The 12,652-nt window shown below is 68.9% G+C and carries 14 protein-coding genes; 4 read left to right on the top strand and 10 right to left on the bottom strand.

All coding sequences use genetic code 11. The features are described 5' to 3' along the window. Positions 1-12 precede the first annotated feature (12 nt). From ACZ6SF_RS08815 to ACZ6SF_RS08795, 5 genes are all read right to left on the bottom strand, one after another. Positions 13-564, bottom strand: coding sequence for a ferritin (locus ACZ6SF_RS08815; protein ID WP_466061472.1), 552 nt, complete (start codon positions 562-564; stop codon positions 13-15). A gap of 92 nt (positions 565-656) precedes the next feature. Beyond that, a complete protein-coding gene (locus tag ACZ6SF_RS08810; RefSeq protein ID WP_466061471.1) occupies positions 657-1,211 on the bottom strand; it encodes a ferritin in 555 nt (184 codons plus the stop codon). Positions 1,212-1,454: 243 nt separating this feature from the next. After that, the gene (locus tag ACZ6SF_RS08805) at positions 1,455-2,699 is read right to left on the bottom strand and encodes an LCP family protein (RefSeq protein ID WP_466061470.1); all 1,245 of its coding nucleotides are present in this window, start codon (positions 2,697-2,699) and stop codon (positions 1,455-1,457) included. A gap of 254 nt (positions 2,700-2,953) precedes the next feature. Further along, a complete protein-coding gene (locus ACZ6SF_RS08800) occupies positions 2,954-3,730 on the bottom strand; it encodes a CPBP family intramembrane glutamic endopeptidase (RefSeq protein ID WP_466061469.1) in 777 nt (258 codons plus the stop codon). A gap of 70 nt (positions 3,731-3,800) precedes the next feature. Further along, the gene (locus ACZ6SF_RS08795; RefSeq protein ID WP_466061467.1) at positions 3,801-4,559 is read right to left on the bottom strand and encodes a DUF2470 domain-containing protein; all 759 of its coding nucleotides are present in this window, start codon (positions 4,557-4,559) and stop codon (positions 3,801-3,803) included. Between the two features lie 193 nt (positions 4,560-4,752). Here ACZ6SF_RS08795 and ACZ6SF_RS08790 point away from each other — a divergent pair, with 193 nt between their 5' ends. The 3 genes from ACZ6SF_RS08790 to ACZ6SF_RS08780 all read left to right on the top strand — a co-directional run bounded on the left by ACZ6SF_RS08790 (position 4,753) and on the right by ACZ6SF_RS08780 (position 6,861). Beyond that, entirely contained in the window at positions 4,753-5,184 is a 432-nt protein-coding gene (locus ACZ6SF_RS08790) for a hypothetical protein (RefSeq protein ID WP_466061466.1), read from the top strand. A gap of 100 nt (positions 5,185-5,284) precedes the next feature. Then, positions 5,285-6,202: a prephenate dehydratase gene (gene pheA, locus ACZ6SF_RS08785; RefSeq protein ID WP_466061465.1), complete on the top strand. Its 918-nt coding sequence runs from the start codon at positions 5,285-5,287 to the stop codon at positions 6,200-6,202. Continuing rightward, positions 6,199-6,861, top strand: a complete 663-nt coding sequence (locus tag ACZ6SF_RS08780; protein WP_466061464.1) for a histidine phosphatase family protein — start codon at positions 6,199-6,201, stop codon at positions 6,859-6,861. Before pheA ends, ACZ6SF_RS08780 begins: the two co-directional genes overlap by 4 nt. Before the next feature lie 18 nt (positions 6,862-6,879). Here the strand turns inward: ACZ6SF_RS08780 and ACZ6SF_RS08775 are convergent, their stop codons facing one another. The 5 genes from ACZ6SF_RS08775 to ACZ6SF_RS08755 all read right to left on the bottom strand — a co-directional run bounded on the left by ACZ6SF_RS08775 (position 6,880) and on the right by ACZ6SF_RS08755 (position 11,093). After that, positions 6,880-7,710, bottom strand: coding sequence for an ESX secretion-associated protein EspG (locus ACZ6SF_RS08775; RefSeq protein ID WP_466061463.1), 831 nt, complete (start codon positions 7,708-7,710; stop codon positions 6,880-6,882). Continuing rightward, positions 7,707-8,873: a PPE domain-containing protein gene (locus ACZ6SF_RS08770; RefSeq protein ID WP_466061462.1), complete on the bottom strand. Its 1,167-nt coding sequence runs from the start codon at positions 8,871-8,873 to the stop codon at positions 7,707-7,709. Before ACZ6SF_RS08770 ends, ACZ6SF_RS08775 begins: the two co-directional genes overlap by 4 nt. Positions 8,874-8,969: 96 nt before the next feature. Then, positions 8,970-9,302, bottom strand: coding sequence for a PE family protein (locus ACZ6SF_RS08765; protein ID WP_466061461.1), 333 nt, complete (start codon positions 9,300-9,302; stop codon positions 8,970-8,972). A gap of 177 nt (positions 9,303-9,479) precedes the next feature. Then, positions 9,480-9,830, bottom strand: coding sequence for a metallopeptidase family protein (locus tag ACZ6SF_RS08760; RefSeq protein WP_466061460.1), 351 nt, complete (start codon positions 9,828-9,830; stop codon positions 9,480-9,482). A 15-nt stretch (positions 9,831-9,845) separates the two neighbouring features. After that, complete coding sequence (locus ACZ6SF_RS08755) at positions 9,846-11,093, bottom strand: septum formation family protein (RefSeq protein ID WP_466061459.1); 1,248 nt, start codon at positions 11,091-11,093, stop codon at positions 9,846-9,848. Between the two features lie 145 nt (positions 11,094-11,238). On the opposite strand from ACZ6SF_RS08755, the gene serS reads away from it, so the two are divergent. Continuing rightward, positions 11,239-12,501, top strand: coding sequence for a serine--tRNA ligase (serS, locus tag ACZ6SF_RS08750; RefSeq protein WP_466061458.1), 1,263 nt, complete (start codon positions 11,239-11,241; stop codon positions 12,499-12,501). Positions 12,502-12,652: the final 151 nt, after the last annotated feature.

The raw sequence follows: 12,652 nt of genomic DNA, 5'->3' as shown, positions 1-12,652 counted from the left end.
GTCAGCCGAAAATCAGATATGACCGCCGGCCACGGACGGCGCGCCCGAGGCGTAGGAAGGATCATCGCTCATCTCCCGGGCGATGAACTCCTCGAGATCGAACAGGTTCGAACCCGCCCGATCGGCGACGGTGAGCAGGGTGGTCATCTTTGCCACCTCTTCCACCTGCTCCTTCAGGAACCACTGCATGAACTGCTCGCCGAGGTAATCGCCCTCCTCGCGGGCGGTGCTGGCCAGCTGGACGATCTGGTCGGTAACCGTCTTCTCCTGATCGAGCGCCATCGCGATCGGCTCGCGGGCGTTCTCGAACTTCGACTTCGCCGCGTCGACACCCGAGATATCGACGCTGATATCGCGATCCAGGAAGTACTGGACGATCATCATCGCGTGATTGCGCTCCTCGCGCCCCTGCGAGTAGAAGCGCTTCGCCAGCTGCGGGAGATCGGCATTGTCGTACCACACGGCGATGGCGATGTACTGATGCTCGGCGTTGAACTCGTGCCGAATCTGGTCATGCAGCAGGCCGTGGAATTTGCTGCGCGGGCTTTCCGGATGATTGGACATGCCTTGACATTAACGCCGGAAACACGCACTGTCATCCAAGTGCAGCCTTAATGAGGATAGTGTTGCCTCAACCAATTAAGGATAGTATTGCCTTATTTCTTCGGCCCGGAACCCGCCATTTTCGGGACGGATCCACCTGCCGGTGCGGGGGTGGAACGGAGTTCGCGCGCGACGAACTCCTCCACGTCGAACATATCCCCGGCCGACCTGTCCACAACGGCCAACAAAGTGGACATACCTGCGACATCCTGCTGTTCGCAGTCCAGCAGCCAGCTCACGAACCGCTCGCCCAGGAAATCTCCCCACTCCCTCGCGACCCGCGCCAACTCGGTGATCTGATCGGTCGACGTCTGCTCCCTGGCCAGCAGAAAAGCGACAGCGGCGCGCGGGGACTCGAATGTCTCGCGCACCTCCCCCAAACCGCCGATAGTGATCTCCAACTCACGGTCGATCAAATACTGAACAATCCGCAGAGCATGCCCGCGGTGTTCCTCGGAACGCCGATAGCTGTGCCCGGCCAATTGGGGTAACCGCTGAATATCGAAATACACGGCGGCAGCCAGATACTGCTGTGACGCGGTCAATCCGTGCCGGACCTGAGCCCGCAGCAGGGCGATGAACGGTTGAGCCAGATCACTATCGCTCATGCTGTAATTCTAGGCGCGGCTTCGCCGCGCGGGGTTCGGCCCTTCTGAGCGCCTGCTGTCAGCACTCGAGACTCGCGGCTGCGCCGCATGCGCTTCGAGTGCTGACAGCAGGCGCGGGCCGAACCCATTCAGGGTCTTGTGAGGCTCGAAGTCTAGTGGTGGGCTGTTCAGGGGAGGACCGGTCACCAGGAGGACCATCCGGGTTGGGTTCGGCGGATCGCCGGACCAGGGTTGCGGCGCGGGTCAGTTGGCGGAGACTTGTTCGGGGACCGGGTCGCCGTTGGCGAGGGCTTCGAAGAAATCGGCGGCGTCGGGTTTGGCCCAGAGGACCACATTGCCGCTGTCGGTGTCCTCGAATCCGCCGACGGGGACGGTGGTGGCGAGGGTGTCACCGCGCAGCGCCCACGCGAGGCGGGCGAGGTCCCAGATGTGGTCGCCGGAGTCGACGGTCAAGGATTTCGCCGTATTGCTCGCCATGGGCCAGAGGGCGAAGGGGTTGGCGAGGGTGGCGGGACTGGTGGCCCTTTCCAGGAGCGCGGACAGGAACATCCGCTGGTTGTTCATCCGGTCGATATCGGCCAGGGCGGTGGCGCGGGTGCGGACGAAGCCGAGCGCCTGCGGTCCGCTCAGTTCCTGGCAGCCAGCGGGAATATCGAGGCCGGCCAGCGGATCGTTGATGGCCTGGGGGACGCACATATCGATTCCGCCCAGGGCGTCCACGACTCCCGCGAAACCGGCGAAACCGATCTCGGCGTAGTGGTCGATACGCAGGCCGGTCGCGGTTTCCACGGTCTGGGTGAGCAGGGGTGCGCCGCCGAAGGCGAAGGCGGCGTTGAGTTTGTCCTGGCCGTAGCCGGGGATGCTCACATAGGAATCGCGCGGCAGGCTCACCAGTGTGGTGCGGCCGGACGGCGGGATATGCACCAGGATGATGGTGTCGGTGCGCGGGTCGCCGGCATCGCCGCCGGTGGACAGACCCGCCGTCTGTTCCTCGGAGAGCCCGGACCTGCTGTCGGAACCGACGAGGAGCCAATTGGTGCCGGCGGTACCGCCGACCCGGTCCTCGTATCCGCCCAGCGCGTCGATCCGGGTGAGCGAACCGTCGAGTTTCACCACGGCGTAGACCAGTCCGAATATCAGCACCAGCAGGATCACCAGGAGCCAGCGGCCGATATGACGTTTACGGCGGGGCCGGGGCCGGGGCGCCCCCCGGCCGCCGTAGGGCCGGTTCCCATCCGGTGGCGGCGGGCGGCGGCGGTCGTCGCGGAAGGGTTCGGGCCGCTGGGTGGGTGCGTGCTTGGCGCCCCGGTACGGCACCGGCCGTTGGGTGGGGGCGTGGGGGCCGGGCGCGCCCTTGCCGCCGGGCGGTCCGGGCCGGCGCCCGGGCGGTGCGGGGCGGCCATCGGGCGACTGTGACCAGGCCCGGGGTGGTTCGTAGCGTTCGGTCGGACGGCCACGCTGCCCCGGCGCCGGATTCCGGCGCATCATCTGGGGCTGTTCGGAGGGCGGGACCCCGCCCCGCGGCGGTGGCGGGACCGGGCGTCGCGCGGGCGGTCGACCGGGTGTACCGCTGTGCGGCGGCACCCGGCGCATCCGAGGGTCGTCGCCGTTCATCATCATCAGACTCTACTTATGGATCGGCCCCGGTTTCGTTAGCGTCACGATTCGCAGGGGCGAGACGCAGGTGAAAGGGCCTGCTCGGGTATAGGAGGGTTACGGGTTCGTCAAGGGTGATTACCCGATCAGGGCAGCCACGACACCCGGCCGTGTAGGAGCCCGTAGCCGAGATAGGCGACCACGTCGATCAACGCGTGGGCGATCACCAGCGGCCACAGCCGCCCGGTGCGCTGCCAGTACCGGCCGAACACCACACCCATGACGATATTGCCGATCCCACCGCCGAGGCCCTGATAGAGGTGGTAGCTACCGCGCAGCAGCGCCGAGGCGGCCAGCGCCGAATTATCCGACCAGCCGAGCGCCCGGAGCCGGGTGAGCAGATACGCGACCACCACGATTTCCTCCGCCGCGGAGTTGGCGCATGCGGACAGGACCAGGGCGGGCAGCCGCCACCAGTGGTCGTCGAGGGCGTCCGGGACGATGGTCACATTGATGCCCACCGCCTGGGCGATCAGATACAGGCCCAGGCCCGGTAATCCGATCACGGCGGCCAAGGCCAGGCCGTGCAGGATATCGGGCCGGAACCTGGCCCGGGCCAGGCCGATCGCCCGCGGGGCGAGACCGCTGCGCCACAGCAGATACAACCCCAGCCCCGCCCATGCGACCAGTCGCAGCACGCCGACGAGCTGGAACAACAGGTCGAGCAGGGATTGGGTCGAGCGCGAGGAGTTCAGCGCGACCGTCTGTTCCCCGACACCGCCGGGCGCCAATGCGCTCTCCAGGAGGGAAAGCGCCGCGTTCAGGCCGCTGAGCCCGAATGTGACACCCAGGACTACCAGGATCTCGAGCCGGATCTCCCGCTGTTCCCGGGTGCGGTCACCGACCGCGCTGCGCTCACCCATACGCCGAATCTAGGCGAAACCTCCCGCTCGGCCGCGGCCGAGCGTGTCCACGGATTCCGGAAGCCGCAGTTCAGCCGCGACGCAATCCGTTCAGGAACGGGCAGCCGGCGAGGGTGCGGACGGCCCGGCCCAGACCCTCGATATCTTCGGCGGGCGTCGCGAACGGCAACCGGAAGTCGTGGTCGCCGTCGATACCCTCGATCCGCAGGGTGAGGCCGTACCGATCGATGGCCAGCGGGTGGATACGGCCGTGCCGCAGCTTCGCGGGAAGATGCCGGGCGAGCTGGGCCACCACATCGGCGTGGTCGGCGTCCAGATGCTGCAGCCAGGCCGATTCCATGGAGCAGAACGGGTCGGGGGCGGCCAGTCGCAGTTCGTCCACACAGACGGATTCGGCGCCGGACGAATCCGCGACGACGGCCGAGTTGAGCACCAGGCGCAGCAGGGTGGTGGTATGGCCGATATCCAGCAGGCCGGGATGGGGGAAGTCCTCGGCCACCGCGCTGACGAGGGTGCGCTGGGCGCGGCTCGGGACGCCGCGGACCCAGCCGCGCAGCCAGACCAGCGACCGCACCGGCTCGCGCAGCGGCAGCGGCGCGTGATCGGTGAGTTCGAGGACCGCCGGGGCGCCCGCGATCTGCGAGCCGGCGGCGTATACCGCGGCGCAATCGTTCGGGACCGCGAGCACGACATCCCCGCATTGCCGCAGATAGTGGACCGCGACCGGGGCGGGGTCGGCGCCGGGCAGCGCCAGCATGGCCTGCTCGGCATGCGAACAGGCGCTGCGGACACGTTCGGCGGTGGACGGGGCGGCGGCGGTCGGCGCCATGGGTACCTCCATTGCGGGCGTGCCCGACTTCACAAGGTCTTAATTAGGTTAACCTAAGCTAAGTTAAAGTCGGATGCGACGCAAGGGGATCGCGCGATCGGAATCCGACGCCCACCGGGGCCTCGGCCGGGCGTCTCGCCGCGCGCCGGCGGACCCGGATCAGGACGTATCGCGTCCCGCTTACGATCGAAGGGTGGTCGCAGGTGAATCCCAGCCGGTACTTCTCGGACCGATCGTCCCGAAGCGGGCGGTCGAACGCGGGCTGGCCGACGACCTCGTGGTGCCCGTCGGCCATTTCTCCGATGTGGAGATCATCGACGCCGCCGCCCACGACGATCGCATCGCCGACCTCCTGGCCGGTGCCGTGCACGGTGCGGGCGGATACGCGGCCCGCACCGACGACCCCGTGCGTGCCCTCGCACTGGTCGCCGCGACCGCGGCCGCCCTGTGTGGCGAGGACATCCGCGCGGCGCTCGTGCGGCCGGACCTCACCTTCCTCACCGGGCTGTCCAGCGCAGCGGTGGACGCCGTCCGCGAGATCCTGGTGGGTATCGAAAGCGCCGACCCCGAGACCCTCGGCCGCGCCCTGCGCGCCGCGCTGGACGGTAGCGGCCGGCCCGCCTGACCGGTCGCCGCGACGCGACCCGCGGTTGTCACCGGCTGTTGGATCGTTCGTCCCCGCAGTGGCCAGCGGCCGGTGCGTGTGCACCAGTAGTCTCGTAGACGTGCCGCGTATCGCCTATTTCGGTCCGTCCGGGACCTTCACCGAGATGGCCCTCGCCGAATTCGAGACCTCCGGGTCGTTCGACGGGCCCGTCGAGCGTATCGCCGCGCCCAGCCAACCCGCGGCACTCGAGATGGTGCGCGCCGGCGCGGTCGCCGCGGCGGTGGTCCCGATCGAGAGCTCGGTGGAGGGTTCGATCTCGGCCACCTTGGATTCGCTGGCTCTCGGCTCCCGGTTGCAGATCATCGCCGAAACCGAACTGGAAGTGACCTTTACCATCCTGGCCCGGCCCGGAACCGAGGTTTCCGCGGTACGCACCCTGGCCGCCTACCCGGTAGCGCTGGCCCAGGTCCGGAACTGGGTCGGCCGCACCTGGCCCGAGATCGGGATCCACACCTCCGATTCCAATGCCGCCGCCGCCGAGGATGTGCACGCCGGGCTGGCGGACGCGGCGGTGTCCACCGCGCTGGCGGGGGAGCGGCTGGGGCTCGCGGTGCTTGCTTCCGGCGTCGCCGACCACGACCAGGCGGTGACCCGCTTCGTGCTGGTCACGCGGCCCCGGGTGGCCCCGGCGCCGACCGGAACCGATCGCACCTCGATCGTGCTCGAAGAGCTGCCGAACACCCCCGGATCGCTGATGCGCGCGTTCGCCGAATTCGCGACCCGGGGAGTGGACCTGACCCGCATCGAATCCCGGCCCACCCGGACCGGTATGGGCACCTATCGCTTTTACCTGGATTGCGTCGGCCATATCGAGGACGCCGCGGTGGCGGAGGCGCTGAAGGCCCTGCACCGCACCGCGCGCATCCGCTTCCTGGGTTCCTGGCCGGCCACGTCGGCGAACGGCAGCCCGCCGCCGTCGGACGAGGAGGCCGCGTTCTGGCTGACCCAGCTACGGAAAGGGGTGGCCGACCTGTGACCGCGAAACTGATCCTGATCCGCCACGGCGAAACCGAAGGCAATGTCGCCAAGATCCTGGACACCAGGTTGCCGGGTCTGCCGCTCACCGAGCGGGGCGCGGCCCAGGCCAAGGCCTTCGGCGCGAACCTGCTCACGCCGCCGCGGGCACTGTTCCACTCCCGGGCGCTGCGTGCCCGCCAGACCGCGAGCTATATCGAGGCGGCCACCGGTATCACCGCACTCGAACGCGACGGCGTGCACGAGGTGCAACTCGGTGAGCTGGACGGGCAGAGCAGTCAGGAAGCGCACGACCGGTTCCAGGCGGTGTACCGGCTCTGGCACGAGGGACAACTCACCGGCCGCACTCCGGGCGGCGAATCGGGCCAGGATGTACTCGACCGTTTTCTGCCGGAGATCGCGCGGCTGCGCACCGAATATCTGGAAGACGGCGGGACCGGGAACATCCTGCTGGTCACCCACGGCGCCGCGATGCGGCTGGTGGGCAAGACCCTCACCGGTGTGGCGCCGCCGTTCACCACCAACAATCATCTGGACAACACCGAGACCATCGAGCTGGCCCCGTTGCCCGGTGGCGGCTGGGAATGCGCGCGGTGGGGCCGGTTCACCCCGCCGTTCGGCGAGAAGGCCGAATCGGGCGCCGACGATCCGATGGGCTGATCGCCGGCCGCGCCCGTATCAGGCCAGCGAGGGATTGCGCGGGAAATCCGCGCGCTCCGGCAGCGAATTGATCAGATCTTGGAGGGCGATTCGTAGCCGAGCCGTGGTCCCGCTGCTGAACGACGACCATTTGGTGCCGTCGTCGGCGACACTGGCGGTCGCGATGAATCGGCCCGCGCGCGTATCGAATACGGCGATATGGTTTTCCGCGACATCCCGGCTGGCGTCGCCGTAGACGACACCGACTATTTCGGCATGCGATTCGCAATGCGCCATCGCCGAGGCGATCGTCTGCGCGTCGCGCGCGGGATTGCCGACCTTCGCGAGCCGGGCGGCGGTGGCCGCCGTATCGCCCGCATCGTCGAAGATCGGCACCACCTGCTCGGTCGGAGCGTTCATCCCGGTGAGTTCCAGCGGTTCCGCCGGGCCGAGCGCCGAGATCACCGGGCCGGGAAGATCTTCGCCGGCCTCGTCGATCACATAGGAGTCCGGACCCCGGAGGGCGACGGTCACCAGATCGTCGCCCTTCGCCAGACACATCCGGCTGACCTGACCGTCGACGATCAGGCGCAGTGCCACCACCCAGTGCGGCCGGTACAGGCCGCGCAGCCGGTCCTCTAGCTCCGGGTGGACCCGCTCGCCATCGAGCAGGTCACGATCCCGGAGGAGCTGCGCCGCCGCGTCCATCGCCTTGTCGTGGTCGACCTGGTTGTCGTAGCGGCCCATCGCGTTCAGCACGACGGGTACTTCGTCGATCTCCAGTTTCTCCAGGAGGTACTGCATTTCGTCGAGTGACAACACCACCGCCGCGAGCATCGACGGCCCCCGCCCCGCACCGAGCACGGTCACTTGCCCGGTCGGGGAGGTTCGCCGCCACCGATCACACCGTCGGCGATGAAGCGGCCGTCGGCGAAGTGGTCACCGCGCAGGTAATCGGCCGCATCGTGATCCTGATCCTCGTCGCCGTTCGCGCCGCGGGAATTGCCCATCAGCGGACCGCTGTTGGCGCCGGTGCTCGCCGGACGGACCGGCGCCGCCTCGCCACGGGTGACAGCGACACTCTCGGTGGCGGGCGCGGTGGCGTTGGCAGCCGGGGCGCCCCAGCCCTCGGGCACCTTGAGCCCGCCGTTGTTCAGGCCCAGCGCCGAGCCGGAGGGCAGGCCGCCGGTCCGGGTGGCCGCGGCGGTGGTGGCCGCCACCGCACCGGTCACCAGGCCGGGCACCGCCAGGGACGGCGCCGTGGAGGGGGCGGACGTGGTCGCCGCGACGAGGGCGTTGGCACCCAGGTTGCCCACGGTGGTGACACCGGTGCTCGCCACGGAACCGGCCACATGCGCGGCCTGGGTCGCGGCACTTGCCAATCCCGGGTTCTGCGCCAGCGCGGTACCGGCCGCGGCCAGCATCTTCACCGGATCGCCGTTGGCCTCCTGCATCGCCTGATCGGCCGGGCCCGGATCGGCACGGCCCGCACCGTTGGCGATCGGCGGCGGGGTCAGGAATTCGCCGGGGGTGACCACGGTGGCGGTGACGGCCGCCTCGTAGGTCTCCATGGTGAGCGCGGCCCGCAGGTCCAGCGCGGCCTTGGCGGCCTCGGCGATCTCGGAGGAGCCGTTCAGCACGCCGCCGGTGGAATGCGCGGCCGCGCGGGCCGTATTCACCGCGATGATCTCCGGCAGGCTCGGCATCGCGATCGAGGCGACGGTGTAGGCGGTGGCCTGCGAGGCCGCCTTGGTGCCGAGCGCCGCGGCCATCGTGCCCTGCTGTTCGGCCCATCCCGTGAATCCGACCAGCCGGGCCAGAGCGCCGATACCGTTGATGCTCTGCATACCGACCCCGAGCTCCGCCATCACGCGGACGACCGTGGCGGTGGCGTCCACCCAGGCCCCGGTGAGAGTCGCCCACGAGCCGGCGGCCGCCGACATCGGAATGGCGTGTGAGCCGGCGTTGAGTGCGATCGAATTGCCCTCGGCGAGTCTGGGCAGCCAGAACACCCCGGTGATACCTGCGGTCATGCTTGTTTCTCCCCTTGTGAACTGAAGATGGTGGATCGGCCGGCCGATGCGGCCCGGCGGCTCGGGTCGAGCCGTGATCGCCGTGGTGCCACGGGACTAGGCGGCGATCGAACCGAACGCCCCGCCGGTGAGCGTGAGCACGCCGGCCGAAGCGGCGTCCTGGGTCAGGTACTGGGCGAGCTGGGTGCGCAGGATCGCGGCGGTGTGGTGCAGTTCGAGAACGGCCTGGGCGAGCGAGGTCTGATGGGTGGCGGCGCCCTTGTTCATATGCATGGCGCCGTGCAGCGAGGCCTCGTCCGCGCCGGAGGGCGCTACATAGGTCGCGGGTACGGTGGCCGCGGCCACCCCCGAAAGCCGGTCGGCGAGCAGATCCAGTTCGACCGCGGCGGCGAGGATGAGCTCGGGTGTGACGTCGACGTTGCCAATCATGTCCTCGACTCCTTCTTGTGGCGGCTCTTGGGCGGAACCACGAGAATTCCCCCTACGAGTACATTGGACGCGATACCCCCGCGAGCGGTTCCCTCGAATCCACAACTTTCTTCCGGCTCGGTCCGGCGCGGTGTCCGTGAGTTCCCCTGCAGGACCACCGCGTGTACCGGTTAGAGCTTAACCCCATCCCAGCTGATGCAGCCGGTCTTCGTCAATCCCGAAATAGTGTGCGATTTCGTGGATCACGGTGATCCGCACTTCCTCGACCACCTGTTCCTCGTCGTCGCACACCTCGAGCAGGGCGTCGCGGTACACGGTGACGGTGTCGGGAAGCGAACCGCCGTAGTGGCTGTCGCGTTCGGTCAGGGCTATCCCGTGATAGAGACCGAGGAGATGCGGTTCGTCCGGGTTGCGCGGTTCGATCAGCACGACCACGTTGTCGATGGCGCGGGTCAGCTCCGGCGGTATCAGATCCAGGGCGTCCCCGACCAACTCCTCGAAGCGGTCCTCGGACATGACCACCGGCATACGCGCGGGCTCCGGTTACCGCGGTACGGGGCGCGGTTCCGGCTGCGGGGGCAGCGGCGCCGCGCCGGGCAGCGGCTCGGGGGTGGACCGCCCGGAATTCGGGGGCGGCACGGGTTCCTGGCCGTTGATCGTGAGACGGCCGCGGGCCGGCCCCACCAGCGGTGCGAAACCTTCCTGATCGGCGCCTTTTCCGACCATGCAGTTGAGCTGACGGCTACCCGCGAGCCAGCTGCGCGCGTCGATGTAGTCGAAGAACACCGTGAGGGTTTTGTCCCGCAGCACATGCGGCCCGCCGAGATAGTCGTTGGTGGTGCGGCCGCATTCCTCCTCCAGGAACTGGTCCTGGTCGGCCTTGGTCGGCGGTCCGCCCTGAAACCGGCCGGAAAGATCCACCGTCGAGGCGATCTCGACCGCGTGCTCCTGGGTGCAGTCGACCGGATCGGTCGGCAGGTTCTGGCTGATCCCGAGGCAGACACCGGACTCGTACACCTTGGACTGATCACCCTCGGCGACCCGGCCGGTCTTGGGCAGCGGGCTACCGCTGAGCCCGGGGACCTGCAGACCGCAGCGCAGCATGCGGTCGCCGGAGTTGGTCCAGCCCTCGTTGCTCGGATACATCAGGCCCACGGCGTATTTGCCACGCGGATCGAAACGGCCGTTGAGATAGCGCTGGGCGGCGGGTACACAGTGTTCCTCACGGAGTTCGGTGAGCCGCAGCGAATCCGGCCAGACGGCATCCGGGCCGAACTCCGCGGACGGGTACTGGCTCAGATCGATCGTATCGGTGACCTCGAACAGATGCTCGTCGGCGCAGTCGAGTTCGACCAGATCGGAGTGGTCGGGTTTGGTCCAGGTCAGGCAGTCGCCGGTGGCCACGGAGGCGAAGACCTTGTCCGCTTTGGCCACCGCGCCGCCCGGACTGCGCGCCTGCAGGTTGGAGTCGTTGTCGAATCCGCTGAGCATCATGGTGAGCAAGGCCGCCACGACGGCGCCCACGGCGACCGCGAGCAGGCTCCAGCGCAGTTGCGGCGCGGCGATCCGTTTGGCGCGGCCGGACCCGGAACCGGAACCGCGCCCGGCGGCGGGGCGGCCGCGCCGGCGGCCGGCGGGGTCGCGGCCGGACGGATCCGACGATGCCGGACCGCCGGGCCCGCGTCGCACGGAATCGGTCTTGCGACCGCGACCCGGGCGGGCGGCACGCGAGCGCAACGATCGGTCGCCGCGGGGGCCGCGCCGGTTGGTGGGCTCATCTTCGGAGGACATCGCGGTCCATCATGGCAGCGCGGGACCCGAACGTGCCACGAACCCGGCCGATCGGCCCGGCGGGTCGCGGCGGAAATCGCGCGAACCGAGGTCGGGGCGATACTCGGTTGAGGCTCCGGATCGGCGACCATTACGCTGGTCAGCCATGATCGACCTCCGACTCCTGCGCGATGACCCCGAGCTGGTCCGCGCCTCGCAGCGAGCCCGGGGCGAGGACCCGGCGCTCGTCGACGCGCTGCTCACCGCCGATACCGCGCGCCGGTCCGCGATCGCGACCGCCGACCGGTTGCGGGCCGAGCACAAGACCATGGGCAAGCAGGTCGGCAAGGCGAGCAAGGAGGAGCGGCCCGCGCTGCTGGCGCAGGCGCAGGAGATGTCGGTCAAGGTCAAGGAGGCCGAAACCGCCCAGCACGCCGCCGAGGCCGGACTGCAGGACGCGCACCGCGCGATCTCCAATGTCGTCCAGGACGGCGCGCCCGCCGGCGGCGAGGACGATTTCGTCCTGCTGGAAACGGTGGGGGCGGTGCCCGAGTTCGATTTCACCCCGCGCGATCACCTGGACCTCGGCGAAGCGCTGGGGCTGATGGATATGGAGCGCGGCGCCAAGGTCTCGGGGTCGCGGTTCTACTTCCTCACCGGGTACGGCGCGATGCTGCAGCTCGGCCTGCTGCAACTGGCCGCGCAGCGCGCCGTCGCCAACGGGTTCACCATGATGATCCCGCCGGTGCTGGTGCGCCCGGAGATCATGGCCGGGACGGGGTTCCTCGGTCAGCACTCGGCCGAGGTGTACCACCTGGAAGAAGACGATCTGTACCTGGTGGGGACCTCGGAGGTGCCGCTGGCGGGCTATCACTCCGACGAGATCCTCGACCTGTCGGCGGGTCCCAAGCGGTACGCGGGCTGGTCGTCGTGTTTCCGTCGTGAGGCCGGCAGCTACGGCAAGGACACCCGGGGCATCATCCGGGTGCACCAGTTCGACAAGGTCGAGATGTTCGTCTACTGCCGTCCCGAGGACGCCGACGCCGAACATCAGCGGCTGCTGTCCTGGGAACGGGAGATGCTCGCGGCCATCGAGGTGCCGTATCGGATCATCGACGTGGCCGCCGGCGACCTCGGCAGCTCGGCGGCGCGGAAATTCGACTGCGAGGCATGGGTCCCGAGCCAGGGCACGTACCGGGAACTCACCTCGACCTCGAACTGCACCACGTTCCAGGCCCGGCGGCTATCGGTCCGCTATCGGGACGAGAACGGGAAACCGCAGATCGCCGCCACCCTGAACGGCACCCTCGCCACGACACGCTGGATCGTCGCGCTGCTGGAGAACCACCAGCAGGCCGACGGTTCGGTGCGGGTACCGGCCGCGCTGGTGCCGTTCGTGGGCACCGATCTGCTGACGCCGCCGAGCTGACGCGGTTGGCCGCGGACGGTCCGGGGTACTCGATATCGCCGGTTGACCACGCGATCGGCGATCCCGTTGTTTAGGCTGTTCATCGTGCGAGGAAGCGGGTCTCGCGGCGATACCCGGACGCGGGTACGAGCCGCGTCTGGTGTGGCGACGG

The organism is Nocardia sp. NPDC049935, from assembly GCF_055586645.1.
Note: the sequence above shows the minus strand (reverse complement) of the source record. Positions and strands in the feature narration are given on the sequence as shown.

Excerpts from the sequence above, each read along its gene's own strand:
- ACZ6SF_RS08805 (WP_466061470.1), bottom strand. The coding sequence starts at position 2,699 with ATGATGCGCCGGAATCCGGCGCCGGGGCAGCGTGGCCGTCCGACCGAA.
- ACZ6SF_RS08795 (WP_466061467.1), bottom strand. The coding sequence starts at position 4,559 with ATGGCGCCGACCGCCGCCGCCCCGTCCACCGCCGAACGTGTCCGCAGC.
- ACZ6SF_RS08760 (WP_466061460.1), bottom strand. The coding sequence starts at position 9,830 with ATGCCGGTGGTCATGTCCGAGGACCGCTTCGAGGAGTTGGTCGGGGAC.
- ACZ6SF_RS08810 (WP_466061471.1), bottom strand. The coding sequence starts at position 1,211 with ATGAGCGATAGTGATCTGGCTCAACCGTTCATCGCCCTGCTGCGGGCT.
- ACZ6SF_RS08800 (WP_466061469.1), bottom strand. The coding sequence starts at position 3,730 with ATGGGTGAGCGCAGCGCGGTCGGTGACCGCACCCGGGAACAGCGGGAG.
- ACZ6SF_RS08815 (WP_466061472.1), bottom strand. The coding sequence starts at position 564 with ATGTCCAATCATCCGGAAAGCCCGCGCAGCAAATTCCACGGCCTGCTG.
- ACZ6SF_RS08765 (WP_466061461.1), bottom strand. The coding sequence starts at position 9,302 with ATGATTGGCAACGTCGACGTCACACCCGAGCTCATCCTCGCCGCCGCG.
- ACZ6SF_RS08755 (WP_466061459.1), bottom strand. The coding sequence starts at position 11,093 with ATGTCCTCCGAAGATGAGCCCACCAACCGGCGCGGCCCCCGCGGCGAC.
- ACZ6SF_RS08770 (WP_466061462.1), bottom strand. The coding sequence starts at position 8,873 with ATGACCGCAGGTATCACCGGGGTGTTCTGGCTGCCCAGACTCGCCGAG.
- serS (WP_466061458.1), top strand. The coding sequence starts at position 11,239 with ATGATCGACCTCCGACTCCTGCGCGATGACCCCGAGCTGGTCCGCGCC.